General features: G+C 72.9%; 24 protein-coding genes and 1 pseudogene. 15 read left to right on the top strand and 10 right to left on the bottom strand.

The genetic code is table 11. The annotated features are described in order from the left end of the window. Positions 1-4 precede the first annotated feature (4 nt). From rbsK to ACIRPU_RS00890, 3 genes are all read left to right on the top strand, one after another. A complete protein-coding gene (gene rbsK, locus ACIRPU_RS00900; protein WP_403859867.1) occupies positions 5-997 on the top strand; it encodes a ribokinase in 993 nt (330 codons plus the stop codon). Further along, positions 994-1383 (top strand): D-ribose pyranase, encoded by a 390-nt coding sequence (gene rbsD, locus ACIRPU_RS00895; protein ID WP_362525463.1) that lies wholly within the window; start codon positions 994-996, stop codon positions 1381-1383. The genes rbsK and rbsD overlap by 4 nt, the downstream gene beginning before the upstream one ends. Before the next feature lie 385 nt (positions 1384-1768). Beyond that, a complete protein-coding gene (locus tag ACIRPU_RS00890; protein WP_389497707.1) occupies positions 1769-2980 on the top strand; it encodes an esterase/lipase family protein in 1212 nt (403 codons plus the stop codon). A gap of 91 nt (positions 2981-3071) precedes the next feature. Here ACIRPU_RS00890 and ACIRPU_RS00885 read toward each other — a convergent pair whose 3' ends face one another. Continuing rightward, positions 3072-3353: a GntR family transcriptional regulator gene (locus ACIRPU_RS00885; protein WP_403859863.1), complete on the bottom strand. Its 282-nt coding sequence runs from the start codon at positions 3351-3353 to the stop codon at positions 3072-3074. Positions 3354-3512: 159 nt separating this feature from the next. Between ACIRPU_RS00885 and ACIRPU_RS00880 the strand changes: the two genes are divergently transcribed. Both ACIRPU_RS00880 and ACIRPU_RS00875 read left to right on the top strand, forming a co-directional pair. Beyond that, positions 3513-3803, top strand: coding sequence for a hypothetical protein (locus ACIRPU_RS00880; RefSeq protein ID WP_403859860.1), 291 nt, complete (start codon positions 3513-3515; stop codon positions 3801-3803). Further along, a complete protein-coding gene (locus ACIRPU_RS00875; RefSeq protein ID WP_389497701.1) occupies positions 3800-4060 on the top strand; it encodes a hypothetical protein in 261 nt (86 codons plus the stop codon). The genes ACIRPU_RS00880 and ACIRPU_RS00875 overlap by 4 nt, the downstream gene beginning before the upstream one ends. A gap of 75 nt (positions 4061-4135) precedes the next feature. Here ACIRPU_RS00875 and ACIRPU_RS00870 read toward each other — a convergent pair whose 3' ends face one another. Genes ACIRPU_RS00870 through ACIRPU_RS00860 form a run of 3 tightly spaced genes read right to left on the bottom strand, consistent with a single transcriptional unit; the run spans position 4136 to position 7283 of the window. Continuing rightward, positions 4136-4939 (bottom strand): sugar phosphate isomerase/epimerase family protein, encoded by an 804-nt coding sequence (locus tag ACIRPU_RS00870; protein ID WP_403861530.1) that lies wholly within the window; start codon positions 4937-4939, stop codon positions 4136-4138. Positions 4940-4974: 35 nt separating this feature from the next. After that, the gene (locus ACIRPU_RS00865; protein WP_403859856.1) at positions 4975-6129 is read right to left on the bottom strand and encodes a dihydrodipicolinate synthase family protein; all 1155 of its coding nucleotides are present in this window, start codon (positions 6127-6129) and stop codon (positions 4975-4977) included. Beyond that, positions 6126-7283 (bottom strand): Gfo/Idh/MocA family oxidoreductase, encoded by a 1158-nt coding sequence (locus ACIRPU_RS00860; RefSeq protein ID WP_355701496.1) that lies wholly within the window; start codon positions 7281-7283, stop codon positions 6126-6128. Before ACIRPU_RS00860 ends, ACIRPU_RS00865 begins: the two co-directional genes overlap by 4 nt. Before the next feature lie 299 nt (positions 7284-7582). Here ACIRPU_RS00860 and ACIRPU_RS00855 point away from each other — a divergent pair, with 299 nt between their 5' ends. From ACIRPU_RS00855 to ACIRPU_RS00840, 4 genes and pseudogenes are all read left to right on the top strand, one after another. After that, positions 7583-8629, top strand: coding sequence for a LacI family DNA-binding transcriptional regulator (locus tag ACIRPU_RS00855; protein ID WP_385555957.1), 1047 nt, complete (start codon positions 7583-7585; stop codon positions 8627-8629). A gap of 302 nt (positions 8630-8931) precedes the next feature. Then, positions 8932-9315, top strand: a complete 384-nt coding sequence (locus ACIRPU_RS00850) for a hypothetical protein (protein ID WP_403859851.1) — start codon at positions 8932-8934, stop codon at positions 9313-9315. Positions 9316-9370: 55 nt separating this feature from the next. After that, on the top strand, positions 9371-10159 hold the full coding sequence (locus tag ACIRPU_RS00845) for a sugar phosphate isomerase/epimerase family protein (protein WP_403859848.1): 789 nt from the start codon (positions 9371-9373) through the stop codon (positions 10157-10159). A gap of 155 nt (positions 10160-10314) precedes the next feature. After that, a pseudogene (locus ACIRPU_RS00840) lies at positions 10315-11532 on the top strand (MFS transporter); the annotation flags it as partial. Positions 11533-11752: 220 nt separating this feature from the next. Here ACIRPU_RS00840 and ACIRPU_RS00835 read toward each other — a convergent pair. Next, complete coding sequence (locus ACIRPU_RS00835; RefSeq protein WP_403859845.1) at positions 11753-12355, bottom strand: alpha/beta hydrolase; 603 nt, start codon at positions 12353-12355, stop codon at positions 11753-11755. A 96-nt stretch (positions 12356-12451) separates the two neighbouring features. Between ACIRPU_RS00835 and ACIRPU_RS00830 the strand changes: the two genes are divergently transcribed. Continuing rightward, positions 12452-13378, top strand: coding sequence for a LysR family transcriptional regulator (locus ACIRPU_RS00830; RefSeq protein WP_403859842.1), 927 nt, complete (start codon positions 12452-12454; stop codon positions 13376-13378). 124 nt (positions 13379-13502) lie between these two features. On the opposite strand, the gene ACIRPU_RS00825 is transcribed toward ACIRPU_RS00830, so the two are convergent. From ACIRPU_RS00825 to ACIRPU_RS00815, 3 genes are read right to left on the bottom strand one after another with little or no spacing between them, the layout of a single operon-like run. Beyond that, on the bottom strand, positions 13503-14135 hold the full coding sequence (locus ACIRPU_RS00825; RefSeq protein WP_355701501.1) for a GNAT family protein: 633 nt from the start codon (positions 14133-14135) through the stop codon (positions 13503-13505). Then, entirely contained in the window at positions 14132-15418 is a 1287-nt protein-coding gene (gene aroA, locus ACIRPU_RS00820; protein WP_403859839.1) for a 3-phosphoshikimate 1-carboxyvinyltransferase, read from the bottom strand. Before aroA ends, ACIRPU_RS00825 begins: the two co-directional genes overlap by 4 nt. Positions 15419-15423: 5 nt before the next feature. Then, positions 15424-16401 (bottom strand): EamA family transporter, encoded by a 978-nt coding sequence (locus tag ACIRPU_RS00815; RefSeq protein WP_403859836.1) that lies wholly within the window; start codon positions 16399-16401, stop codon positions 15424-15426. Between the two features lie 87 nt (positions 16402-16488). Here ACIRPU_RS00815 and ACIRPU_RS00810 point away from each other — a divergent pair, with 87 nt between their 5' ends. Then, positions 16489-17397 (top strand): LysR family transcriptional regulator, encoded by a 909-nt coding sequence (locus tag ACIRPU_RS00810; protein WP_384115569.1) that lies wholly within the window; start codon positions 16489-16491, stop codon positions 17395-17397. 139 nt (positions 17398-17536) lie between these two features. Here ACIRPU_RS00810 and ACIRPU_RS00805 read toward each other — a convergent pair whose 3' ends face one another. Together ACIRPU_RS00805 and ACIRPU_RS00800 are read right to left on the bottom strand one after the other, a co-directional pair. Next, the gene (locus tag ACIRPU_RS00805; protein WP_403859832.1) at positions 17537-17932 is read right to left on the bottom strand and encodes an MmcQ/YjbR family DNA-binding protein; all 396 of its coding nucleotides are present in this window, start codon (positions 17930-17932) and stop codon (positions 17537-17539) included. After that, on the bottom strand, positions 17929-18327 hold the full coding sequence (locus tag ACIRPU_RS00800; RefSeq protein ID WP_403859829.1) for an MmcQ/YjbR family DNA-binding protein: 399 nt from the start codon (positions 18325-18327) through the stop codon (positions 17929-17931). The genes ACIRPU_RS00805 and ACIRPU_RS00800 overlap by 4 nt, the downstream gene beginning before the upstream one ends. A 129-nt stretch (positions 18328-18456) precedes the next feature. Here ACIRPU_RS00800 and ACIRPU_RS00795 point away from each other — a divergent pair, with 129 nt between their 5' ends. The 4 genes from ACIRPU_RS00795 to ACIRPU_RS00780 all read left to right on the top strand — a co-directional run bounded on the left by ACIRPU_RS00795 (position 18457) and on the right by ACIRPU_RS00780 (position 26667). Further along, complete coding sequence (locus tag ACIRPU_RS00795) at positions 18457-19392, top strand: helix-turn-helix domain-containing protein (protein ID WP_403859826.1); 936 nt, start codon at positions 18457-18459, stop codon at positions 19390-19392. A gap of 533 nt (positions 19393-19925) precedes the next feature. Continuing rightward, on the top strand, positions 19926-21710 hold the full coding sequence (locus ACIRPU_RS00790; protein WP_403859823.1) for a glycoside hydrolase family 3 protein: 1785 nt from the start codon (positions 19926-19928) through the stop codon (positions 21708-21710). Positions 21711-22181: 471 nt separating this feature from the next. Beyond that, on the top strand, positions 22182-22499 hold the full coding sequence (locus ACIRPU_RS00785) for a CU044_2847 family protein (protein WP_355701509.1): 318 nt from the start codon (positions 22182-22184) through the stop codon (positions 22497-22499). Positions 22500-22503: 4 nt separating this feature from the next. Continuing rightward, the gene (locus ACIRPU_RS00780) at positions 22504-26667 is read left to right on the top strand and encodes a trypsin-like peptidase domain-containing protein (RefSeq protein WP_403859820.1); all 4164 of its coding nucleotides are present in this window, start codon (positions 22504-22506) and stop codon (positions 26665-26667) included. Positions 26668-26686: the final 19 nt, after the last annotated feature.

Here is a 26686-nt window from a genome sequence, read left to right as displayed (position 1 = left end):
CTTCATGTACGACCACGACCTTCTGGTCGTAGGGTCGGCCAACGCCGACCTGGTGATCGACGTCGAGCGCAGGCCCGCCGCCGGTGAGACGGTGCTCGGTTCCGACCTGGCGGTCCACCCGGGCGGCAAGGGCGCGAACCAGGCCGTCGCGGGCGCCCGGCTCGGGGCCCGTACGGCCCTGCTGGCCCGGGTCGGCGACGACGCGTACGGCCGGCTGCTGCTCGACTCGCAGCGGGCGGCCGGCGTCGACACGGCCGGCGTCCTGGTCGGCGGGGCGCCCACGGGCGTCGCGCTGATCACCGTGGACCCGTCGGGCGACAACAGCATCGTGGTGTCACCGGGGGCCAACGGGCGCCTGACGCCGGCGGACGTCCGCGCGGCCACCGGTCTCCTGCACGCCTCCCGCGTGGTGTCGGCGCAGCTGGAGATCCCGCTGGAGACGGTCGTGGAGGTCGTGCGGAACCTGGCGGCGGGCAGCCGCTTCGTGCTGAACCCGTCACCGCCGCGCCCGTTGCCCGCCGAGGTGCTGGCGGCCTGCGACCCGCTGATCGTCAACGAACACGAGGCGCGGGTGATCCTCGGCGAGGCGGCGGGCGCCGGCGACGAGCCCGAGGAGTGGGCGCGGCTGCTGCTCGCGAAGGGGCCGAAGTCGGTGGTCGTGACGCTGGGCGGGGAGGGTGCGCTGGTGGCGTCGGCGGACGGCGTCTCCCGGGTGCCGTCGGTGAAGGTGGCGGCGGTGGACACGACGGGCGCGGGCGACTCCTTCACGGCGGCGCTGGCCTGGCGGCTGGGGACGGGTCACGGCCTGGCCGAGGCGGCGGCCTACGCGGCGCGGGTCGGGGCGGTCGCCGTGACCCGGCGGGGCGCGCAGGAGTCGTTCCCGACGGCCGAGGAGGTCGAGGCCCTGGGCTGTGCCGATCCGGGGGACGCCACCCGGGGCCCCGGCCGAACGGCCGACAGCGCACCCGGGCACGAGCGGCGAGGTGGGTCCCTGTGAAGAAGGCCGGGATCCTCAACCGCCATCTGGCCGGAGCGCTGGCCGAGTTGGGGCACGGGGACGGGGTGCTGGTGTGCGACGCCGGCATGCCGATACCGGACGGGCCGCGGGTGGTCGACCTCGCCTTCCTGGCGGGGGTGCCGTCGTTCGCCGAGGTGGTCGACGGGCTGCTCGCCGAGCTGGTCGTGGAGGGCGCCACGGCGGCGAGCGAGGTCCGCGAGGCGAATCCGGCGGCGGCCGGGCTGCTGGACGGGCACTTCCCCGGGCTGGCCCTGGTCCCGCACGAGGAGCTGAAGAGGCTGTCGGCGGGGGCGCGGCTGGTGGTGCGCACCGGCGAGGCGCGGCCGTACGCGAACGTCCTGCTCCGGTGTGGGGTGTTCTTCTGAGGTCCACCGACCGCGGCTGAAAAGCCTCGAGGGGGCCCGGTCCGTCGACCGGGCCCCCTCGGCTTTTCCCCTCCGTACCAGAACCCCCGCGATCCCCCCGGATCCCCCTCCAGAAGCCCTGATGCCACGTACGACACGCGGAGGTGCGGAAGGGTTGCACGGCTTCCGGAAATTTCTGACGGGCCGTTCGGCGCGCACGGCAGGGCGGATGCCGGTGCGAACGGCGGTGCGATGGAAACAAGCCATTGGCACATGCCGGGCGCATCAAACACCTCCCGGCCGCATTGCATCAGTTGTGGTGAACCGCGCAGGTCAAACGGGTGATGCGGGCAAATCGCCCCCCATGATGTGGTCGTTCCCACCGCCTCCCACAAGGAGCACGCCCATGTCGGAAACAGCCGAGCCCAACGTCGGCACCTTCACCCTCGGTGCCGCCGTCACCGTCGAACCCCCCACCCCGGTCGAGGTCCCGGACCACGAGGAATGGCCTCTGCCGAACGGCTTCGCCTGGATCTTCCGGGGCGAGGGCAACACCACCCCCGGCAGCCTCGTCCACCCCGTGATCATGGCCGACGGCTTCAACCTCGGCCGCAGCGAGCTCGACAAGCTCTACCAGGGGCTGGAGACCGGTTTCCCGTTCATCAGCGAGCTGCGCGGACGCGGCAGGGACGTGATCCTGCTCGGGTTCGAGGAGCGCAGCGCGTCGATCCTGGACAACGCGGAAGCCGCCGTGGCCGCCGTCATGCGGGCCAACGCCGAGAAGCGGGGCGACGCCCCCTTGGTCGTCGGCGGGTTCAGCATGGGCGGCATCGTCACCCGATACGCGCTGGCCAAGCTGGAGCGGCAGCGGATGCACCACCAGACCGCGCTGTACTTCTCGTACGACAGCCCGCACCGGGGCGCCTCCATCCCCGTCGGCGTGCAGGCGTTCTCGTACTTCATTCCGTTCGCGAACGACTTCGCGAAGCAGATGGACAGCCCGGCGGCCCGTCAGATGCTGTGGCGGCACTACGACAAGGACACCGGGAAGATCGGGGTCGCCCCGGAGCGCGTCGAGTTCCTGGAGGCGCTGAACCGCGTCGGCTACTGGCCGCAGATCCCGATGAAGGTCGGCATCGCCAACGGCCGCGGCGACGGGATCGGCCTGCCGGACGTCACGCCGGGTGACGTCGCGCTGAGCATCGACCGGATCTACCCCGGCACCACCTTCTACACCCAGGCCCAGGGCGACGACGTGACGGTCGCCTACCTGAACCGGCGGTTCCCCCCGGCCGAGGAGACCATCACCACCGACGGCTTCCCGGAGCTGGACGGCGCGCCGGGCGGCACCCTGCACACGTACAAGATCCTCGCCGACGCGATGAAGAAGCTCGGCGGCACGGTCGAGCTGCGGCACGAGGACGTGTGCTTCGTGCCGTCGGTGAGCGCGGTCGCCGTCCGCGACATCGAGGCACAGGCCGACCTGTACGCGAAGATCAACGACATGTCCCCGGACGAGAGCGAGTTGGACGACTTCGTCTGCTCGCCGACGACCACGCCGCACACCGGGATCACCGCCGAGCTGTGCACCTGGCTGCTGGAGCGCCTGCCCGACTGACCCGCAGCGTCCCGCCCAGCAGCACCGGGGCCGCCCATCCGCTCACACCTGGCGGAGGGCGGCCCCTTCGTCGCTCCCCGATCCGGCGGTACTAGGCAGGCGCCTCGGGTGTCTCGGGGGCCGGCGGCAGGGGGTCGGAGACGAACCAGCCGCGCTGCGGAACGGCGTACACCCAGCTTTCGTCCGCCAGCAGGACCAGGCCTCGCCGCACGGTGGTCCGCGCGATCCCGTACTTCTGCACAAGCTGAGCTTCGCTCGGCAGCATCCGTCCGGGCTGCCAGTCGCCGCGTTGAATCTGCGCCCGCAGAATCTCGGCCAGCTGCCGGTACGGGGTCAGCGGCGCTCCGTGATCGATCTCAGCGTCGGGGTTCATGGAGTCGACGCTAGGCAACGGGAGTGTTCCCCACACTTTGAGATACGTATCGCGACGAAGCGATACAAGGCGATACGATGGGGCCGCCCGACGAAGAGCGCCCCGGCGGGAAGGTGCAAGCTTCCGTGCCGGGGCTCAGCCGACCCTAGGAGTCGACCTGTGCGCAGCCTACTGGCCGCGATCCTGAGCCTTTTCCTGCCGCCTCGCGGAGCGCACCGCTCCCCCGACGTACCGGCGTTCCCGACCGCCTCCCCGTGCGCTCCCCCGCGCCGGACGCCCCCCACGGACGTGATCATCGCCGACGGTCTGCCGCTGGTCAGGCCCTATCTCGCCGTCTGGGAACGCGAACGCGACGCCCTGGACCGCAGGCACCTCCAGCGGGAGCGGCGGCGGGCGGCGGTCCTGGCCACCCTGGGTCAGGACTACGTCCCGGCGGAGGTCGCCGCGTGAGCGCCAGGCGGTTCCGCAGCCTCGGCGTCGACCCCGCCACCGGGAAGGAGGCGTTCGTGGTCGCGCGTCCCGGCGGGGTCCTGGAGGAGCTGGCCGACGCGCACGCGCTGAAGGCCGCCGCCGTCCTGGTGACGGTCGTGGGGGCCGTACTGGACGGAGGCAGGGCGTCGGACACCGAACTCGCCGCCTTCGTACCGTCGCTGCACGCGGCGCTCGAGGAATGCGTCGGCGTCATGGCGGCGGACAGGGAGCGCTGACGCAGGGGGGCGACCGGCTGCCGGCCGTCGGCAGCAGTCCGACGGCCGGCGGAGCGGACGGGCGGCCCGGAGCCGTCAACGGGCCGCCGTGTGCGTCACGAAGCGTTCGGCGGTCTCGGCGAGCACCTCCCTGCCGTCCCTCGCCCACAGGGCGTCGTTGAACAGCTCGACCTCGATCGCGCCCGTGTATCCGGCCGCCGTCACGTAGCCCAGCCACTCGCGCATGTCGATCGCGCCGTCGCCGATCTGGCCGCGGCCGTTCAGCACGCCCTCCGGGAGGGGGGTCGTCCAGTCGGCTAGCTGGAAGGTGTGGATACGGCCGCCCGCGCCCGCCCGGGCGATCTGGGCGGGGGCCTGGTCGTCCCACCAGATGTGGTACGTGTCGACGGTGACGCCGACCTGGTGGGCCGGGAAGCGTTCCGCGAGGTCCAGGGCCTGCGTGAGGGTCGAGACCACACAGCGGTCGGAGGCGAACATGGGGTGCAGGGGCTCGATGGCCAGCTTCACCCCGTGCTCCTCGGCGTAGGGGCCGAGGACGGAGAGGGCGTCGGCGATGCGCTCGCGGGCGCCGTGCAGGTCCTTGGAGCCGGTCGGCAGGCCGCCGGAGACCAGGACCAGCACCTCGGTACCGAGCGTCGCCGCCTCGTCCACGGCCCGGCGGTTGTCGGCCAGGGCGGCCGCCCGTCCGTCCGGGTCGAGCGCCGTGAGGAAGCCGCCGCGGCACAGCGTCGTCACCGTCAGACCCGCGTCGCGAACCAGCTTGGCGGTCCGCTCCACGCCGTACGTCTGCACCGGTTCGCGCCACAGGCCGACGTTCGTCACGCCCAGGTCACCGCAGGCGGCGACCAGTTCGGGCATCGACAGCTGCTTCACCGTCATCTGGTTGATGGAGAAGCGGGTCAGGTCCGGGTTGCTCACTGGGTCACTCCGTACAGGGCGAGCAGGTTCTTCATCCGTTCCTCGGCCAGCTTGGGGTCGGGGAACAGGCCCAGTCCGTCGGCGAGTTCGTAGGCGCGGGCGAAGTGCGGGAGGGAACGGGCCGACTGGAGGCCGCCGACCATCGTGAAGTGCGACTGGTGGCCGGCCAGCCAGGCCAGGAACACCACGCCCGTCTTGTAGAAGCGGGTGGGGGTCTGGAACAGGTGGCGGGACAACTCGACGGTGGGGTCGAGGAGTTCGCGGAAGCCGGCCGTGTTCCCCGTGTCGAGGACGCGGACGGCCTCCGCCGCCAGCGGGCCCAGCGGGTCGAAGATGCCGAGGAGGGCGTGGCTGAAGCCCTTCTCGTCGCCCGCGATCAGCTCGGGGTAGTTGAAGTCGTCGCCCGTGTAGCAGCGCACGCCCTGCGGCAGCCTGCGGCGGATGTCGATCTCCCGCTGGGCGTCCAGCAGCGAGACCTTGATGCCCTCCACCTTGTCGGGGTGCGCGGCGATGACCTCCAGGAAGGTGTCGGTGGCCGCGTCCAGGTCCGACGACCCCCAGTAGCCCTCCAGCGCCGGGTCGAACATCGGGCCCAGCCAGTGCAGGACCACCGGCTCGGAGGACTGGCGCAGGAGGTGGCCGTAGACGTCGAGGTAGTCCTCGGGGCCCGACGCGGCCGCCGCCAGGGCGCGGGACGCCATCAGGATGGACCGGGCGCCGGACGTCTCGACGAGGGCGAGCTGCTCCTCGTAGGCGGCGCGGACCTCGGCGAGGGTCGCCGGACCGGTGAGCTGGTCGGTGCCGACGCCGCAGGCGATGAGGCCGCCCACCGTCTTGGCCTCGGCGGCCGACCGGCGGATCAGTTCGGCCGCGCCGGCCCAGTCCAGGCCCATGCCGCGCTGGGCGGTGTCCATCGCCTCGGCGACGCCGAGCCCGTGGGACCACAGGTGGCGGCGGAAGGCGAGGGTGGCGTCCCAGTCGATCGCGGCGGGCGAGTCGGGCGTGGTGTCCGCGAACGGGTCCGCGACGACGTGCGCGGCCGAGAAGACCGTACGGGAGGTGAAGGGGGCGCCGGTGGTGAGGGCGAGGGGCTCGGTGCGGGGTTCGTAGGTCCGCAGGGTGCCGTCGGCGCCGGGGAGCCGGAGGGTCACAGCGTGACCTCCGGGACGTCCAGGCGCAGGCCCTCGGAGGAGGACTTCAGGCCGAGCTCGGCGAGCTGGACGCCACGGGCGCCGGCCAGCAGGTCCCAGTGGTAGGGGGCGTCGGCGTAGACGTGCTTGAGGAACAGCTCCCACTGGGCCTTGAAGCCGTTGTCGAAGTCCTGGTTGTCCGGGACTTCCTGCCACTGGTCGCGGAAGACCTCGGTGGCCGGGATGTCCGGGTTCCAGACGGGCTTGGGGGTCGCGCTGCGGTGCTGGACACGGCAGTTGCGCAGGCCGGCGACCGCCGAGCCCTCCGTGCCGTCGACCTGGAACTCCACGAGCTCGTCGCGGTTGACCCGGACCGCCCAGGAGGAGTTGATCTGGGCGATGGCGCCGCCGTCGAGTTCGAAGATGCCGTAGGCGGCGTCGTCGGCGGTGGCGTCGTAGGGCTTGGCGTTCTCGTCCCAGCGCTGCGGGATGTGGGTGGTGGCGAGGGCCTGGACGGACTTCACCCGGCCGAACAGCTCGTGCAGGACGTACTCCCAGTGCGGGAACATGTCGACGACGATGCCGCCGCCGTCCTCGGCGCGGTAGTTCCAGGACGGGCGCTGGGCGGCCTGCCAGTCGCCCTCGAAGACCCAGTAGCCGAACTCGCCGCGGATGGAGAGGATCCGGCCGAAGAAGCCGCCGTCGATGAGGCGCTTCAGCTTCAGCAGGCCCGGGAGGAACAGCTTGTCCTGGACGACGCCGTGCTTGATGCCCGCGGCGGTGGCGAGGCGGGCGAGTTCGAGGGCGCCGTCGAGGCCGGTGGCCGTCGGCTTCTCGGTGTAGATGTGCTTGCCGGCGGCGATGGCCTTCTTGATGGCCTCCTCGCGGGCGGAGGTGACCTGGGCGTCGAAGTAGATGTCGACGGTGGGGTCGGCGAGGACCGCGTCGACGTCCGTGGAGACGTTCTCCGGGTCGAGTCCGTGCCGCTCGGCCAGCGTCCTCAGCGCGTGCTCGCGGCGGCCGACGAGGATCGGTTCCGGCCACAGCACGGTGCCGTCGCCGAGGTCGAGTCCGCCCTGTTCGCGCAGGGCCAGGATGGAGCGGACGAGGTGCTGGCGGTAGCCCATGCGCCCCGTCACGCCGTTCATGGCGATACGCACCGTCTTGCGTGTCACGTCGATCCTCTCGTAGGCGTCGTGCGCAGTCGCCTGCGCGTTTCGTACGCGGTCGTGCGCGCCGCGTACGCCTCTTCCTGATCAGCGTTACAGCAAGCGCTTTCTATACAAGGAGAAGCTAGCCTCTGACCAGCGGTCCGGACAAGACCGTGTCCATCTCGAGTTGTTCGAGGGGGCGAACAACGGGGGTGCTGGGCCGTAAGGTCTGCTCGACACGCCCGGAACCATGCCCGTGCGGCAGCTGTCTACCAGGGCGTACGACGACGTACGACGAGAAGCGTGACCGGAGGACAGACGAGATGACGGTGACCCTGGCGGACGTGGCGGCCCGCGCGCAGGTCTCGCCCGCAACAGTGTCGCGCGTGCTGAACGGGAACTACCCCGTCGCCGCTACCACCAGGGAGCGGGTGCTGCGGGCGGTCGACGAGCTGGACTACGTACTGAACGGGCCGGCGAGCGCGCTGGCCGCGGCCACCTCCGACCTGGTCGGCATCCTGGTGAACGACATCGCCGACCCCTTCTTCGGGATCATGGCGAGTGCGATCCAGTCGGAGATCGGGGGGCCGGGCGGGCGGGCCGGCGGCGAACGGCTCGCGGTCGTCTGCAACACCGGGGGCTCCCCGGAGCGCGAGCTGACCTACCTGACGCTGCTTCAGCGGCAGCGGGCCGCGGCCGTGGTGCTCACCGGCGGCGCCATGGAGAACGAGCCGCACGCGGCGGCGGTGGCGGCGAAGCTGCGCCGGCTCGGCGAGGCGGGGACACGGGTGGTGCTGTGCGGTCGGCCGCCGGCGCCGGACACCACGGCGATCGCGCTGACCTTCGACAACCGCGGCGGCGGGCGGGAACTGACCGAGCATCTGATCGGGCTCGGACACCGGCGGCTCGGCTACATCGCGGGCCCCGAGGAGCGCACCACCACCCGGCACCGGCTGGAGGGCCACCGGGCGGCGCTGGCCGCGGCCGGCATCGAGGAGGACCCCCGCTGGACCGTGCACGGACGGTACGACCGCCGGGCCGGCTACGAGGCGACGCTGGAGCTGCTGCGCCGGGACCCCTCCCTGACGGCGGTCGTCGCCGCCAACGACTCCGTCGCCCTCGGCGCCTGCGCGGCGTTGCGCGACTCCGGCCTGCGGATCCCGGACGACGTCTCGGTCGCCGGCTTCGACGACCTCCCCTTCAGCATCGACGTGCTGCCCTCCCTCACGACGGTACGGCTGCCGCTGGCCGAGGCGGGAGCGCGGGCGGGGCGCATCGCCATGGGCCGCGAGGAGCCGCCGCCCGGCGGGATCGCCACGGTGCGGGGCGAGTTGATGGTGCGGGGGTCCTCCGGGGCACCGCGGGGGTGAAGGTGCGGGGATCCTCCGGGGCACCGCGGGGTGAAAGTGCCGGGGGTGCGGGTGCGGGGGTCCTCCAGGACGCCGCGGGGGTGAAGGTGCCGGGGGTGAGAGTACGGGGATCCTCCGGGACGCCGCGGGCGTGAAAGTGCCGGGGGTGAGAGTGCGAGGGTCCTCCGGGACGCCGCGGGGTGAAAGTGCCGGGGGTGAGAGTGCGAGGGTCCTCCGGGACGCCGCGGGGTGAAGGTGCCGGGGGTGAGGGTGCGGGGGTCTGCGGGGCGCCGCGGGGTGAGGGTACGGGGGGTGAAACCGGGGTGAGGCTGCCGCTCGCTCATATCCGGGCCGAGCTGATCGAGGTCGTCCGGATCGGCGATCCCGCCAGGCACCTCACCTCGCGGGATCTGACCGGCGACGTCGTCGAGGTCTGGGCGGGGGAAGAGGTACGGCAGCTCCTGCGGCTGGTCGGCGACCTCCCGGACAGCCCGAAATACCGCTGCTTCCTCCCCGGCTGGGGCATCCGCGCCTACGACGACACCGATCCCGAGCCGCTCTTCGAGATCGCGTTCTGCTTCCGGTGCAACGGAGCCCGCGTCTGGGGACGTGACGTCACGGAGGAGCAGCGGCACCAGGACTTCGAGGCGGAGAGCCCGGCCGGACGGGAGCTGCTGCGCCGGTTCCGTGCCTGCGCCCCGGAGTGAGGCGTCCGCGGCCCCCACTGGACCCGAACCCCGTACCGGGGTGACAGTGGTGACCATGAAGCTCGCCTTCTCCACCCTCGGTGTTCCCGGTGCTCCCCTGTCCGAGGTGCTGCGGCTCGCGGTCGCGCACGGGTATCACGGCGTGGAGCTGCGCGCCCATCCGGAGGAGCCGGTCCATCCGGGGCTGAGCCCGGACGAACGGGCCGACGCCGCCGCCGAGTTCAAGGCGGCCGGCGTCGAGATCCTGGGGCTCGCGGGCTACCCCCGGGTCGCCGCGCCGGGCGACGACGAGCCCGTGATCGAGGAGATCCGGGAGCTCGTCGACCTCGCCCGTGACCTCGGGGCGCCCTTCGTCCGGGTCTTTCCCGGCGGCGAGGACGAACAGGCCGACGCCATCGCCGCCCGGCGGCTCGGCACCGCCGCCGAGTACGCCGCCGACCTCGGCGTACGCATCCTGCTGGAGACCCACGACTCACACCGCACCGGCGCGGACGCCATCCGCGTGCTCGGCCTGGTCGGACACCGGCAGGTCGGGGCGCTGTGGGACGTCATGCACACCTGGCTGGGCGGCGAACAGCCGCAGGAGACCTACGCGGCGCTCTCCCCGTATCTCGGATACGTGCAGGTCAAGGACATCGCCTCGGCCGAGGACAGCACCCCGCTGGCGCTCGGCGCCGGGGTGCTGCCGCTCGCCGAGTGCGTGGAGGTCCTGACGCGGCACGGCTGGGACGGGTGGCTGTGCTGGGAGTACGAGCGGCGCTGGTACGAGAACGCCCAGCCGCTGCCCGAACTGCTGAGCGACGGACGCGAACACCTCGGACGCCTCCTGAACGACTCCGCGTAAAGGGGGCGGCGCACGGCCCGGAGCCCGGCAGGGCGTGTGCCGGGCGGGTGGCAGGGCATGGGGGCCGGGTAAACGAGTGGCACCTCGGTCGGTGGCCGGGTTAGCCTCCGCGCCGTGAATCAGCAGCCAGCGGCCTCCGTCGCCGTCGTTTCGTCATGAGCCTCCTGTCCAGGGCCCTGGTCGACGTTCGTCCTCTTCGTTCCTCCCCCGTCTTCCGGCGGCTGCTGATCGGGCGCACGGTGTCCACGCTCGGTGGCTTCATGACCATGGTCACCGTCATGTACCAGGTCTGGGACACGACCCACAGCTCGGTCTGGAGCGGCGCGGTCGGGCTGGCGCAGGCGCTGCCGCTGATCGGCGTCGGGCTGTTCGCGGGCTCCTGGGTGGACCGGGCCGACCGGCGCCGCGCGTATCTCCTGAGCACCGTCGGCTCGGCGGCCTGCTCCGTCCTGCTGGCCGTGCAGGGCTTCACCGGGCGGGCGCCGGTGGTCGTGGTGCTCGCGCTGGTGGCGGTGCAGTCGTCGTTCGGGGCGATCGGAGCGCCCGCGGCGGGCGTGTTCCTGCCCCGGCTGCTGCCCCGGGACCAGGTGGCTGCCGGTCTCGCCCTGAACCAGGTCACCGGCCAGGCGATGATGCTGCTCGGCCCGGCCGTCGCCGGTCTCGTGCTCGGCTGGTGGGGCGTCGGCGTGTGCTACCTGGTGGACGCCCTCACCTTCGGCATGGCCTTCTACGGCGCCTACGGGCTGCCCGCGCTGCCGCCCGAGGGCGAGAAGTCTCGCCCCGGCGTCCAGGGCGTCCTGGACGGGCTGCGGTTCCTGACCGGTCACCGCGCGGTGCGCGGCGCGCTGCTGGTCGATCTGGCCGCCACCGTGCTGGCGATGCCGGCCGGCCTGTTCCCGCTCGTCAACGAGGAACGCTTCGGCGGCGACCCGCGCACGCTCGGGCTGTTCCTGTCCGCGCTCGCCGTGGGCGGGGTGGCGGCGACCGCTCTCTCCGGGTCGGTCACCCGGCTCGGCCGACCCGGCCCGGTGATGCTCTGCTCCGCGAGCGTCTGGGGCGCGGCCCTCGCCCTCTTCGGTCTGACGGCCAGCCCCTGGGCGGGCCTGGGGATGCTGGTGGTGGCCGGTGCGGCGGACTCGGTGGCCGTGTTGTCCCGGGCCACGATCGTGCAGACCCGCACCCCCGACGCCTTGCTGGGCCGGGTGACGGCGGCCGAGGCGATCGTCGGCCAGGCGGGCCCCAACCTCGGCAACCTGCGCGGCGGTGTGGTGGCCGGCTGGACCTCGGGCACGACCGCGCTGATCACCGGCGGTCTGATGTGCCTGGCGGCGGTCGCGGCGGTGGGGACGGCGACCCCGGAGCTGCGGGGCGGCCGCGCGATCGGCACGGGTCCGCAGGACGCGGATGCGCAGGACGCGGGTCCATGGGACGCGGACGCGCGGGACGCGGATCCGCAGGACGCGGGCGCGTGGCCTGAGGATGCGCAGGACGCGGATGCGCAGGACGCGCAGGCCACGCTCCCACGGTCCACGGACCCGCAGGCAGCCGCCACAGCCCCGCACGCGACCGCACCGTCCGCCACCGTGCCGCCCGCTACCGCACCGTGAGTTTCGTCGTCCCGTCCAGGCACCACTCCAGTACCGAGGGCCAGGAGCCGTAACCGGCGTCCAGGTCGAGGTGGGCGGCGCCCGGGAGGAGTTCGGCGGCGAGGCCCAGGGCGTCGCCGTAGGCCGCCTGCACGCCTTCCGGGAGGTAGGGGTCGTCGTCCCCGGCCACGAGCCGGGTTGCGTGCGCGAGCGTGCCGCCGTCGAGCCGCCGCCCGAAGAGGGTTCCGGCGCACCGGAATCCCTCGACCTCGGGATACCGTGCGAGGACCGATTGGGACGGCGGAGCCACCAGCAGCACCCGGTCGACGCCCGCGAGTCCCGGCAGGTCGCGGGCGACGGCGTGCAGCCAGAGCAGGACCGAGAGGCTGTGGGCGACGACCACCCGCTCGGAACCGGCGGCGAGCGCGTCGAGGTGGCCGGCCAGTTCCGTCAGCCACACCTCCAGGTCGGGGTCGTCCGGGTCCGGCAGCTGCGGGTAGACGACCTCATGGCCGAGTTCGGTGAGGCGGTCCGCGAGCCAGTGCTGCCAGTGGTCCTCCGGGCGGTGGTTCTGCCAGCCGTGGAGGATGAGATAGGAGCGTGGGGTCATGGGTCCGATGATTTCCCACCCCGATATACAAGGTCCAGTTAATCTTTCCCGGTGGAACCCGTAAGCAGACCCTTAAGTCAGCGTCTGGGCCAGCCCTTGGGCGCCGCCCACTCCATCGACCTGCGTCGGCTGACCGTCCTGCGCGAGCTGGAGCGCCGGGGCAGCCTGGCGCGGACGGCCGAGGCCTTGCATCTCACGCCCTCGGCCGTCTCCCAGCAGCTCGCCGCCCTCGCCCGCGACCTGGGCGTACCGCTCACGGAACGGGACGGCAGAGGCGTACGCCTCACCGGTCAGGCGCGGGTCCTGCTCGCGCACGCCGAGGTGATCGCCGCCCAACTGGAGCGGGCCCGCGCCGACCTGGCGGCCTACGAGGAGGGCGGGCGGGGCGCGGTGACCGTCGGCTGTTTCTCCAGCGGCATCCTGGGGCTGCTGCCGACCGCGCTGCGGGCGTTGCGGAACCGGCTTCCGCAGCTGCGCGTGGACGTCGTGGAGGCCGAGCCGCCGGATCTGTTCACCGCGCTCGACGGCGGGCAGATCGATGTGGCCGTAGCCGTCGACTTCGCGGCCGCTCCCCCGCACACCGACCGCCGTTACACCCGCGAGGACCTGCTGACGGACGTCCTGGACGTCGCCCTCCCGCCCGACCACCGGCTCGCGGAGCGTGCCGAGGTGCCGTTGCGGGAGCTGGCCACGGACGTCTGGATCGTCGGGAACAGCCTCAGCTGCTGCGGGGCGGTGACCCGCTCGGTCTGCGCGGCGGCCGGGTTCACGCCCGACATCCGGCACGACGTGAACGACTGGGCCGCGCTGGCGGGACTGGTGGAGGCGGGGCAGGGAGTGGCGTTGGTGCCCCGGCTGGTGCGGTCGCTGTACGTCCACCGGGAGCTGGCGCTGCGCCCGGCGCAGGGCGAGCCGCCGTCCCGGAACGTCTTCGTCGCCGTACGGGCCGGGGCGGAGCGGGATCCGGTGGTGGCGGCGGTGCGGGAGGAACTGCGTACGGCTGCCGCCCGCGTACCGGCGTAAGTGCCCCGCGGGGGCAGGCGGCTCGGGTCAGGTGCCGACGGCGACGACGGCCTGCGCCACCCGGATCACGGCCACCGCGGCCCCCCGGGCCGGACGGAGCGCCGTGCCGCGTCCCCGGCGGCGCTCACCGCGCGCGCTGCCGGAACCCCGCCACCCTTTCCGCCAACCGCCGCTCGCAGGGCGGCCATTCCTCCGCCGTGATGGAGAAGATCGCGGAGTCGCGCAGGCGGTCCTCCTCACCCGGCGCCCAGGAACGGGACCAGTTGCGCAGGACGCCCTCGAAGCGGGCGCCGACGCTCGCGATGGCCGCGCGGGAGCGGGTGTTGCGGGCGTCCGTCTTCAGGTCCACCCGGGAGACGCCCCACTGCGCGAAAGCGTGCCGGAAGAGCAGGAGCTTGGCCTCGGCGTTGACGCCCGTGCCCTGGGCGGAACCGGCCAGCCAGGTGAAACCGATCTCGACGGCGTCCAGTTGCTCGTCGGTCCGCCAGGAACGCGGCTCCCAGTACGAGGTCGTGCCGACCACCCGGCCCGAGGCGAGGGAGATCTGCGCGTAGGGCGCGAGTCTGCCGGTCGCCGCACGGGCGAGCTGGGCGTCGACGTAGTCACCGACCTCGTGCGCCCTCGGCACCCAGGTGAAGTCGTACGTCTGCCGGTTCTCCTCCGCCGCCACCGCCAGCTCGGCCGTGTGTCGTCGCTCCAGCGGCTCCAGGCGCACCAGCGCGCCCTCGAGGACCGGTCCCTCCAGCTGGAAACTCACCCGTCGCCGTCCTTCCGCAGTACCTTCGCCAGTTCCGCGAACGCCTCGTGGAAACCGGGGAAAGTCTTACGGACGCAGCCGGGGTCGTCGAACGAGATTCCGGGGACCCGCAGTCCGGTCACCGCGAAGGACATCACGATGCGGTGGTCACCGTAGGTCTTGATGTCGGCGCCCGTGAGGGACCCGCCCGCACGAGAACCGCCCGCACGAGAACCGCCCGCGCCGGGCCGGATCTCGATCCAGTCGGGGCCGGTCGCCACCTCGGCGCCCAGCCGCCGGAGGTTCTCCGCGCAGGCCTCCAGGCGGTCGCACTCCTTCACCCGCGTGTTCGCCACGTCCTCGATGCGTACGGGCCCGGAGGCGAAGGGGGCGATCGCGGCGAGGGTCGGCATGGTGTCGGAGATGTCCCGCATGTTGACCGTGACGCCGTGGAGTTCGCCGGTCCCGGACACGGTCGTACGGTCCGCGCCGACGTCGACCCGGGCGCCCATCCGCCGCAGTACGTCCACGAAGCCCAGGTCGCCCTGGAGCGCGCCCCGGCCGAGGCCCGGCACGGTCACCTCGCCGCCGGTCAGCGCGGCCGCCGCGAAGAAGTAGCTCGCGGTGGAGGCGTCGGGCTCGATCGCGTAGGTCGTGGCCCGGTAGCCGCCCGGCGGCACGACGTACGTGTTCCCCTCGCGCCCCACCTCCACCCCGAACGCCCGCATCATCGCGATCGTGATCTCGACGTACGGCGCCGAGACCAGGTCGGTGACCGTGATGCGCAGGCCGGTTCGGGTCAGCGGGCCGAGCAGCAGGAGCGCGGTCAGGTACTGGGAGGACTGGCCGGCGTCCAGCACCACGTCGCCGCCCTCGACGCCGGCCGCCCGCACGGTCAGCGGGTGGTGGCCCTCCGCCTCCTCGTGCCGCAGGTCCACGCCCAGGTCGCGCAGGGCGCGGGTGAGCGGGAGGAGGGGGCGGCGGCGCATCTGCGGGGAGGCGTCGAAGCGGTAGGTACCGCGGCCCGCGGCGGCGAGGGTCGGCAGGAAGCGTGCCGTGGTCGCGCCGTCCCGGCAGTAGACGTCGGCCTCGGCGAGCGCCGGACCCTGCGGGCGGCCGTCGACCTGCCAGGCGTCCGGTGTCCGTCCCACCCGGTAGCCGAGCCGGGTCAGGCCCTCGGCGAACCCCTCGGTGTCGTCGGAGCGCAGGGGGCGCTGGAGGGTGGTGACGCCGTCGGCTGCCGCCGCCAGGAACAGGGCGCGGGCGGTGAGGGACTTGGAACCGGGGATGTCGACGAGGGCCATGCCCCTCATGATCCCGCGCGGGTCCGCTCCGGCGCCGGTACGTCCACGGGATGGACGAGCGTCGGGACGGTTCCGTCCGGCTGAACGGCGGGTTCGGCGGCGGGCCGGGCGGCCTGCCGTGCGGCTCTCCCGGCCGGTGCGAGCGAGGTCAGTGCCACCCCTCCCACCAGCAGTGCCGCCGCGCACCAGCGCGGGCCGCTCACCGGCTCGCCGAGGAACAGGGCGGCCGACGTCATGCCGAAGACGGGGACCAGGAGGGAGAAGGGGGCCACCGTGGACGCCGGGTGGCGGCGCAGCAGCCAGCCCCAGGCGCCGAAGCCGAAGACCGTGGTGACCCAGGCGACGTAGCCGACCGTGCCGACGCCCTGCCAGTCCAGCGCGCGCAGCGCGGCCAGGTCCCGCGACGGGCCCTCGGTCAGCAGGGACAGGGCGAGCAGGGGCAGCACCGGAACCGTGCTCACCCACACCATGAAGTTCAGCGCGTCCGGCGGGGAGGCCTTACGGGTGAGGACGTTCGACGCGCCCCAGCAGGCCGCCGCCGCGATGACCAGCGCGAACGCGCCGAGCGAACCGGAGGCGCCCTCGTCCGCCGCGGCCACCCCGATCCCGGCGAGGGCCACGGCCATGCCCAGCAGCCGGATCCGGGTCGGACGTTCGCCGAGCACCGCGAAGGCGATGCCCGCCGTGAACACCGACTGGATCTGGAGGACCAGCGACGACAGGCCGGCCGGCATGCCCGCGTCCATGCCGACGAACAGCAGCCCGAACTTCGCCACCCCCAGCACCAGGCCCACCGCCACGATCCACTTCCAGGCCACCTTCGGGCGGCCCACGAGGAACACCGCGGGCAGGGCCGCCACCAGGAAGCGCAGGGCCGAGAAGAGCAGCGGCGGGAAGTGGTCGAGGCCGATCTCGACGACGGTGAAGTTCACGCCCCAGACGGCGGCGACGAGGACGGCGAGGGCGAGGTGGGCGGGGCGCATACGCCGAGGATCACTCGCCCGGACCGTGTAGCACCAGCGATGATTGCTGCACGTTTGGATGAAGGAACGCTACCGATTGGACTCACGGTGCTCGATCTCCAGCGACTGCGCGCCCTGCACGCCGTCTCCGTCCACGGCACCGTCGGCGCCGCGGCCGCCGCTCTCGGCTACACCCCGTCGGCGGTCTCCCAGCAGATCACCAAGCTGGAACGGGAGACCCGGACGGTTCTGCTGGAGCGTGCGGGGCGGGGTATCCGGCTCACCGACGAGGCGCTCCAACTCGCCGCCACGGCGAAGGAGTTGCTGGCGATCGTCGAGCGGGCCGAGACCGGGCTCGAGGAGCGGCGCGGGGTGCCGGCCGGGCGGCTGACCATCGCCGCGTTCGCCTCGGCGGCGCGCGGACTGCTGCCCTGCGTCCTCGCCGACCTGGCGCGTCGGCACCCCGCCCTGGACGCCCGGCTCACCGAGGTCGACCCGCACCTGTCCGTGGACCTGGTGGCGAAGGGGGCCGTCGACCTCGCCGTCGCGCACGACTGGGACATCGCGCCGCTGCCCGCCCCGGCGGGTGTCGAGCACGCGGTGATCGGCGACGACGCGTGCGATCTGCTGGTGCCCGAGGGCCACCCCTTCGCGGGGCGGACGGGCGTACGGCGGGAGGAACTGGGCGGCGAGCGGTGGATCTGCCAGCCGCCGGGCCGGGTCTGTCACGACTGGCTGGTACGCACGCTGCGGACGGCGGGGCACGAGCCCGACCTCGTCCACACGGCCGAGGAGAACCCGACCCTCGTCGCCCTGGTGGCCGCCGGCCTCGGGGTCGCGCTCATCCCCCGCCTCGGGCGCGGCCCGCTGCCGGCCGGGGTCGTGGAGGTCCCGCTCGACCCGACGCCCGTCCGACGGCTGTACGCACTGTGGCGCACGGGGGCGGCCCGGCGTCCGGCGATCGCGGAGGCGGTGCGGGTGCTGCGCGAACAGTGGCCGACGGCATCGGCCCACTGACCACCCCCGGGCCCACGGGCTGCCGGCCGTGTGTGCGGCCGACGCGTCCGGGGTTCAGGAGCGGGCGCGATAACGGGTGAGCATGAGGGCGACGGCTTCGTCCACCAACGTGGAGGTGGTCAAGGGCGGGATCCGTCGATCACGGCGACGGCCGGCGAGTGCGGTGACGGGCATGCGTACGCGGAGCTGATCGCGGCAGCCGCTCGACGACCAGGTCGTAGGAATCCTCGACCGCTTCGGTGACCAGTCGCTCGGTGACGCCGGGTCCTGGCCCCAGGGAGATCCAGTGCCGCTTGTCGAGATAGCGGCCCGGTGTGATCGAGGCGTAGCCGCGTACGTGAGCGCGGGCGCGTTCGGGTTCGCACTTGACCGTGACGATCTGCTCGTCCGGGTCTTCGGTGACGATCAGGAACACCTTCCCCGCGACCTTGTACACGTCGAGTGCGGGGGTGAAGGGGTATCCGTGGCCGACGTCGGGGAGGGCCAGGGCCGTCCGGCGGGCGGCGTCCTGGAGCCGGTCACCGGCCGCGCTCACCGGGCCGCCGCCTGCGTGCCGGTGCCGTAGGTGCGCGGGTCGACGGGCCGCTCGGCCCTGGGCAGGTGGGCGACGACGAGCAGGTAGGAGTCGGTGACGAGCTCCCTGACGAGCTCCTCGTCGACGCCTTCCCCACCCTCCAGGGTGATCCAGTGCTTCTTGTTCATGTGGTAGCCGGGGGTGATGTGGCTGTACTGCTCCCGCAGGGCCTGAGCCTCGCCGGGGTCCGCCTTGAGGATCACGACGGGACGCCCAGGGACCTCGGTCATCAGCATGAACACCTTGCCGCGCACCTTGAAGACCTCCCAGTCGGGGCCGAAGGGGTGCTCCAGCTGAGCTCCGGGGAGTTCCTCCGCACAGTCGGCGGCGGTCTTCTGCAGGGTCGATCCGTTCATGAGCGGTGGGCCTTCCCAGGTAGTGACGGATTACGGCGTCGAAGGAGGCGGAGGGCGCGCCGCGCGGCCGCGGCAGCACATCCCATCCTTCCCTCGACGCCGACCGGAAGGGCGGTAGGCTGCGGACACGTGATGGTCGACAAGCGACACCTCAGGCCGGGCGGACAGGCCGGACCGGCCGCGGTTCCGCTCTACGGTTTCCAGCCCCCGGTCGGCACTCCCTACGGGCTCGAGGTGAGCACCGTCGAGGAGTTCTTCGCCCAGCACGACGACTGGCCGTGGAACCCGCCCCGTCCGGGCCGCGCCACCTTCCACTACCTCATCGCGGTCACCGAAGGCGAGCTGCGGCATGACGTCGACCACGTGACGCGGACCGTCGCCCCCGGCCAGTGGCTGTGGGTGCGTCCCGGGCACGCGCAGTGCTGGCATCCTCCCGGTGCGGCCCGAGGACCGTTCATCCTGTTCGAACCGGACGTGCTGCGGCCCGACCTCGCCCGTCTCCTGGCCCCGCTCACCGCGCACGAGGCCCCTGCGGTGCTGAGCCCGCACCCCGACGACGCCGCCTGGCTCCAGCAGACGGCACTGCAGCTCCTGGACGAACACCGCGCACTCGGGCGCCGCCCCCTCGACGTCCACCACGCCCTGCGGCGCAGCCTGCTCGAATCGCTGCTGCTGCGCCTGGCCGACTCCCCGGGCGTCGTCCCCGTCGCAACGGCCACGGCCGGCACCGGCCGCGCCGACAGGTACGGACGCTTCCTGGACGCCCTGGAGCTGCACTTCCGCGAACTGCACCAGGCCGCGGACTACGCCGAGCTGCTCGGCTGCTCGGTCCGCACACTGAGCCGCGCCGCCCGGGACGCCACGGGCAAGGGGGTGCGCGAGCTCATCGACGAGCGGCGCCTCCTCGAAGCCCGCCGCCTGCTGAGAGGCGCCCGGTGGGACGCCCGGTCCGTGGCCGCCCACCTCGGCTTCACCGACCCCGCGAACTTCGGCCGCTTCTTCCGCGACCGCACCGGCCTCACCCCGGCCGCCTACGCGGCCCGCGACGTCACGAACCACCCGTGAGCGGAGCGCGGCGGCCCGAGTGCCTCTGACCATCCAGGCGACGGCTGCCCCCGGACGACGAGGCTCGCGCCACGTTCCTGGCGGCGCGCCGAGTTGCCGTTATCGCGGCCGTCGAGCGCCTGTTTCCCGCGACCACGAAGAACTGACCGGGCCCCGGGCCGGGGGTCGACCGACGCCCAGCGCGAGATTCCTCCCGGTGCGGTCCCACGTGGCGGGTACCCGGGCGGCCGTCCCACCGGTCCCCCCTGTCGCACCTGTACCGACTTCCGGGAAACGGGGTGCGCCCGGGAACCCTGTCCGAACCCCGCTCGTCCAACTCCCAAGCTGTCGGACGAGTCACCTCGGTGCGGTGTCGGCCCTCGCTGCTGGCTGCGATCGCTGACCCACCCTCTCCGCCGCACCGCGGCCCGGCAGCCGAGCCGTCATCGGCGCGCCCCCCTCCAATGCGCCGATGGCGGCGCCTCACGCGGGTAGCGTGCGCCACCGGGCCCCCACCCGGTTCCCCACCCGGTCCCCCACCGGAAGGAGCGCACATGCCCTCCAGACGCACCGTCCTCGCCGCCGGCGCGGGCGTCACCGCCGTCCTCGCCGCCGGCGGTCCGGCCCACGCGGACGACCCTCGTCCCGACGAACTCCTCGCCCGTATGACCGTGGAGGAGAAGGTCGGCCAGGTCTTCGTCTCGCGGGTGTACGGCCACTCGGCGACCGCGCCCGACCAGACCGACGTCGACGCCAACCTCGGTGAACTCGGCGTACGCACGGCCGCCGAGCTGCTCGCCCGCTACCGGCTCGGCGGGATCATCTACTTCGCCTGGGCGCACAACACGCGCGACCCGCAACAGATCGCGGACCTCTCCAACGGCATCCAGCGGGCCTCCCTCCAGCAGCCGCGCGGCCTGCCGGTGCTGATCTCCACCGACCAGGAGCACGGCGCCGTCTGCCGGGTGGGCCGCCCCGCCACCCTCTTCCCGGGCGCCATGGCGATCGGCGCCGGGGGCAGCCACGCCGACGCCCGTACCCTCGGCCGCCTCGCCGGCCGTGAGCTGCGGGCGATGGGCATCCGGCAGAACTACTCCCCGGTGGCGGACGTCAACGTCAACCCGGCCAATCCGGTCATCGGCGTGCGCTCCTTCGGCGCCGACCCGGAAGCGGTGGCCGCCCTGGTCGCGGCGGAGGCCGAGGGCTACCGGACGGCGGGAGTGGCGGCGACCGCCAAGCACTTCCCCGGGCACGGCGACACCACCGTCGACAGTCACACCGGCTTTCCCGTCATCACCCACTCGCGCGAGGAGTGGGAGACGCTGGACGCGGTGCCGTTCCGGGCGGCGATCGCGGCCGGCGTCGACTCCCTCATGACCGCGCACATCCTGGTTCCCTCACTCGACGACTCGGGTGACCCCGCCACGCTCTCCCGTCCGATCGTCACGGGTCTCCTGCGCGAGAAGCTCGGCTACGACGGGGTCGTGATCACCGACGCCCTCGACATGGCGGGCGTGCGCACGAAGTACGGCGACGCCCGGGTGCCGGTGCTCGCGCTCAAGGCCGGCGTCGACCAGCTCCTCAACGCGCCGGACCTGGACGTGGCCTGGCACGCCGTCCTGAAGGCCGTACAGGACGGGGAGCTCACCGAGGACCGGCTCGACGTGTCGGTCCTGCGGATCCTGCGGCTGAAGGCACGACTGGGGCTGCTCGACGAGCCGTACGTCAGCACGGCCGACGTGGGGCGGACGGTCGGGGCGCCGGAGCATCTCGCCGCGGCCGACCGGATCGCCGAACGGACCACGACGCTGCTGGTCAACGAGGGGCCGCTGCTGCCGCTCTCGCCCCGGACCCACCCCCGGCTCCTGGTGGTCGGCGCCGACCCGGCCTCCCCCACCGGCACCACGGGCCCGCCCACCGGCGTCCTCGCCGCCGCCCTCACCGCGCTGGGGTTCGCGGCGACGGCCCTGTCCACGGGCACGGCTCCCTCCGCCGGGACGATCGCCGCAGCGGTGACGGCCGCGGGCGGGGCGGACGCCGTGGTGGTCGCGACCTACAACGTCCCGACGGCCGACGCGCAGCGGACGCTGGTGGAGCAACTGGCGGCGACCGGACGGCCGGTGGTGGCGGTGGCCGTCCGCAACCCGTACGACGTGGCCCGACTCCCCTCCGTCCGGGCCTGCCTGGCGGCCTACTCGTGGACCGACGTCGAACTGCGGGCCGCCGCCCGGGTGATCGCCGGGGCGGTCGCACCGCGCGGGAAGCTGCCGGTGCCCGTGCGGCGGGCGGACGATCCGACACAGGTGCTGTATCCGATCGGGCACGGCCTGACGTACTAGACGTACGCCGCTCGGCGTCGCGGGTCGCGCTGGTCGGGCCCTGTTCGCCGGGCGGCCGGGGGAAGCCGCTGCACGGGAGCCGGCGGTCCGTGGGGGTAGCGGCCTGAGCACTGACCGCCGCCCCACCCCGGCGCCCCGGGCGCGCCGGCGGCGGCCCGCGCACCGTCGTCGGCGACTGCGTCCACGGCGTGGGCGGCGGGCAGCTCCGTGAGACGGCCTGCGACGGCTCGTGCGGGGGAAACCGCAGTACCGGGTGGTGAGGGCCGTGGTCGGCCGGGCCGTGACACCCGCTCGTCCTCCCCGTGACAACGGCCGTCCTCCCCGTGACACGGTCCTGCCGTGGCGCCGACTCCCCCATACGGCTCGCTCCGGCATGCGGCATATGCCAGCGTCAGAGAGGCTGGTGGCGACCCTCGAGAGTCGGCCCGCGAGCCGAGCCGAGAGCCCATGCGAGAGACGGTGGAGGCACCCGTGACACCACTGACCCGGATTCCGCTGGCCGGCGGAGGCTGCGTTCTGGTCGAGCAACCGGGCCTGTTGGACGGGGGCCCGGTGAAGGCCGGACGTGTCGGCGACGCCGTGCGCGATTTACCGATGACTCTGGAAGGGGCCCTGGAGCCGATCACGGCGGCCGCCCGCGCCACCCTCGACCAGCTGCGCAAGGCCCGCCCCGACGGCATCACCGTCGAGTTCGGCGTCGACCTCGCCTTCGAGGCCGGGGCGGTGATCACCAAGAGTCAGGCCGGTTGCCACCTGAAGGTGACCGTGTCCTGGCAGAGCGGGAGCTGATCCGGTGACCGGCACGGTGAACGAACCGGGTGACGGCGTCGCGTCGGACCTGCTCGCCGCCGTGGCCCAGATCCTCGGGCCGGACGGGGCGGTGGCCGGGGCGGGATTCCTGGTGGCGGAGGGGGTGGTGGTCACCTGTGCGCACGTCGTCCGCGCCGCGGGCGCCGGGCCCGGGGAGGAGGTGCGCGTGCACTTCCCTCACGGGCCGACAGGCGTCCCGGCCGAGGGGCACGTCGCGCCCGAGTCGTGGCGCTCCCCCGAACACGAGGACGTGGCCGTCATCCGGCTGAGCGGCCACTCGGCAGGTATGCGAGCCCTGCCGCTGGGCTCCGCGGAGGGATGCCGGGGCCACCAGGTGCGCTCCTTCGGATTCCCCGCGCAGGCCCCGCCCGAAGGACACTTCGGATTCGGGGTGGCCGGTGATCTGCTGCCGGGCTCGGACGGCAGAAGTGCTCACCTTCAACTGACCGCCGCGAACGACCTCACCACCGGATTCAGCGGCGGCCCGGTCCTCGACGAGATGACCGGCCTGGTCATCGGCATGCTCACCGAGATCACCGCGCCCGACGCCTACGAACGGGGACAGGGCATCGCGTACGTCACTCCGACGCAGGTCCTCCGGGCGATCCTGCCGGAGCTGACGGAGCGGGAGGTGTGCCCCTACCGGGGACTGGAGCCGTTCACCGCGGAGCACGCGCGCTGGTTCCAGGGCCGGGCGGAGGCGGTGGGGCAGGTCGTCACGAACCTGGCCCAGCAGCGCCGGCTGACGCTGCTGCTCGGGCCGTCGGGGTCAGGCAAGTCGTCGCTGATCCAGGCGGGGGTGCTGCGGGCGTTGGCGGCAGGGGAACTGCCGGGAAGCGACCGGTGGCTGCCGGTGCTCACCCGGCCCAGAAAGGACATGCTCGCCGAGATCGAACGTGCCGGGCTGCCGGGAGCGAGCAGTGAGGGAATCACGGCCGCGGTCAACCGACGGCTGGCGGCCGAGCCTTCCTACCAACGCGTCCTGCTGGTCATCGACCAGTTCGAGGAACTGCTGGTGCAGACCACGAACGGTCGGCTGCGGGAGCTCATGGGCCTCATCGACGAAGTCACCACGGTCACCGACGCCTACACCAAGATCACCGTGATCCTGATCATGCGGGACGACTTCTATCCGCAACTGGCCGCGCTGGCCCCCCGGCTGTTGGAAGCCGCGATGCCGGGACTCCTCAACGTGCCGGGCACGCTGAGCCAGCGGGACCTGCAGGACATCATCACGCTGCCCGCGCAGGACGTGGGACTCCGCTTCCAGCCCGGCCTGCCCGAGCAGATCATCAGCGACGTCCTGGGCATCACTCCGGAGGCGGCCCTCACCCGTCGAGCACCGGTCACCGTGCTGCCCCTGCTGGAGATGACGCTCAGCCAGCTGTGGCTGCGGCGCCAGGACGGATACCTCACGCACGAGGCGTACCGGCGTATCGGGGCGGTCAGCGGAAGCCTCACCACGTGGTGCGACAGCGTGCTCGACGAACTGCCCCCCGAGCAGCGCGTCATCGCGCGGCGGGCGCTGACCTCTCTGGTGCATCCCGCCGACCCCAGTCACCACGTCTCAGCCGTCCGCGTACAGGTTCCCCTGGACGAACTGCGTGACCTGGCCACCAGTCCGGACGAAGCCGCCGACGGTGAGCGAGCGGCCGTCGACGGTGTCATCGCCGCCCTCGCGCGCCACCGCATCATCACCACGCAGACTCTGCACGCTCCGCAAACCGCCGACGATCCGCCCGGGGAGCCGGTGGCAGAGCTGATTCACGAGGCGCTCATCCGCGACTGGAACTCGCTTCGTGAATGGGTGGACCAGGACCACCGTTTCCAGGAATGGCTCGACCGCACGCGCGAGCGACGAGCCCGGTGGGCAGCGGAGAAGGATCCGGGGGACCTGCTGGGCGGGACCGCACTCGCGGAGGGGCTCGAATGGTCACGGCGACGCCATCTCCCGGCCGACATCGCGGCCTTCCTGGCGGCGAGCAAGCAGCGCCAGCGAGCCGCGGTCCGGCGCAGCAGACGTCTGATCGCGGTCCTTGCGGGCCTGCTGGTCCTCGCGCTGGTGGCCGCCGGGGGCGCGATCTGGCAGTGGCGGACGGTCACCACCGCACGGCAGACGGCGTTGTCCCGGCAGCTGGCCGCCCAGTCCAACGAAATGCTGGCCACGAACGCCGAACTGGCCTCGTTGCTGGCCGTCCAGGCATATCGCAGCAGCCACACCGCCGAGGCCGTCGAAAGCCTGCGGGTCGACGCCGCGAAACTCCCGATGCATCGCCGCCTCTCAGGGCACACGGGCAACGTGTACCGGGTGGCGTTCAGCCCGGACAGCCGCACCCTCGCCAGCGTCGGCGCCGACAAAACGGTGCGGCTGTGGGACGTCGCCACGGCCAAGCCCCGTCGCACCCTCAAAGGACACACCGACGAGGTGTGGTCCGTGGCGTTCAGCCCCGACGGCCGCACCCTCGCGACCGCCAGCGCCGACACCACGGTGCGGCTGTGGGACGCGGCCACCGGCAGGTACCGGCGCACTCTCAGGGGACACACCGGGGACGTCCACGGGGTGGCCTTCAGCCCCGACGGGCACACCATCGCCACCGCCAGCAAGGACGGGACAGCCCGCCTGTGGGACGCCCACACCGGCGCATACCGCACCACGCTCGAAGGGCACACCGGCGCACTGAACGCGGTGGCCTTCAGCCCCGACGGGCACACCATCGCCACCGCCGGCGACGACAAGACCGTGCGTCTGTGGGACGGGGACACCGGCAAGTTCCGCCGCACCCTCAAAAAGCACACCGATGCGGTGGTCGCGGTGGCCTTCAGCCCCGACGGGCACACCCTCGCCAGCGCCGGCAACGACTACGTCACTCAGATGTGGAACGTGGCCAGCGGCAAACCCGGCATCGTCCTCAGCGGGTTCACCGCGCCTGTGGTCGCGGTGGCCTTCAGCCCCGACGGCCGCACGCTCGCCACCGCCACCGCCGAACGCACGGCGTGGTTGTGGGACGTGGCGACCGGAACGCCCCGCACCGCCCTGACCGGCCACACCAACCTGGTCTTCACGGTGGCCTTCAGCCCCGACGGCCGCACCATCGCCACCGCCGGCCGCGACAGGGTGGTACGCCTGTGGGACGCGGACCTCGTCGGCCGGCAGCGTAGCGCCCTCACCGGACATCGCGGCCTGGTGTACTGGGTTGCCTACAGCCCCGACGGGCACACCATCGCCACCGCCAGCGACGACAAGACCGTGCGCCTGTGGAACGCCGACACCGGCAAATTCCGCCGCACCCTCAAAGGACACGCCGCGGCAGTGCTGTCCGTGGCATTCAGCCCCGACGGCCGCACCATCGCCACCGCCAGCAAGGACAAAACCGTACGCCTGTGGGACGCCGACACCGGCGCATACCGCCGCACCCTCCGCGGGCACACAGGTGCTGCGGAGGCGGTCGCCTTCAGCCCCGACGGTCACACCATCGCCACCACCGGCGACGACAAGAAGGCACGCCTGTGGGACACGGACACCGGCAAGCCCCGCGCCGTTCTCCAGCACACCGATGTGGTGTACGGAGTGGCCTTCAGCGCGAACGGCCGCACGCTCGTCACCGCCGGCGCAGACTCCACCGCGCGGCTGTGGAACGCGAAGACCGGCAGACCGGGCATCGCCCTGGCCGGTCACCTCGACGAGGTGAACGCGGTGGCATTCAGCCCCGACGGCCACACCATCGCCACCGCCAGCGACGACAAGACGGTATGGCTCTGGAACGCGGACACCGGAAAGCCGCGCGCCACGCTCAAAGGACACACGGACGCAGTGTGGTCCGTGGCGTACAGCCCCGACGGCCGCACCATCGCCACCGCCAGCAAGGACACCACCGCACGGTTGTGGGACGCGCGCACCGGGAAAACCCTCACTGTCCTCGTCGGCCACGCCGGCGAGGTGAACGCGGTGGCCTTCAGCCCCGACGGACACACCATCGCCACCGCCGGCGACGACAACACGGTGCGGCTGTGGAACACCGACGCCGTCGCCACACCCGCGGAGGCGATCCAGCGGATCTGCCGTGTCGTCGCCCGTGACCTCACGCCTCAGGAACGCGCGGCCTACCTCCCCGACGAATCGGTGGACCCCGTCTGCCCCTCCCACTGACGGCGGGCCGTCCCGGACC

Origin of the sequence: Streptomyces sp. NPDC102259 (genome assembly GCF_044766465.1) — a bacterium.
Taxonomy (GTDB): Bacteria; Actinomycetota; Actinomycetes; order Streptomycetales; family Streptomycetaceae; genus Streptomyces.
Note: the sequence above shows the minus strand (reverse complement) of the source record. Positions and strands in the feature narration are given on the sequence as shown.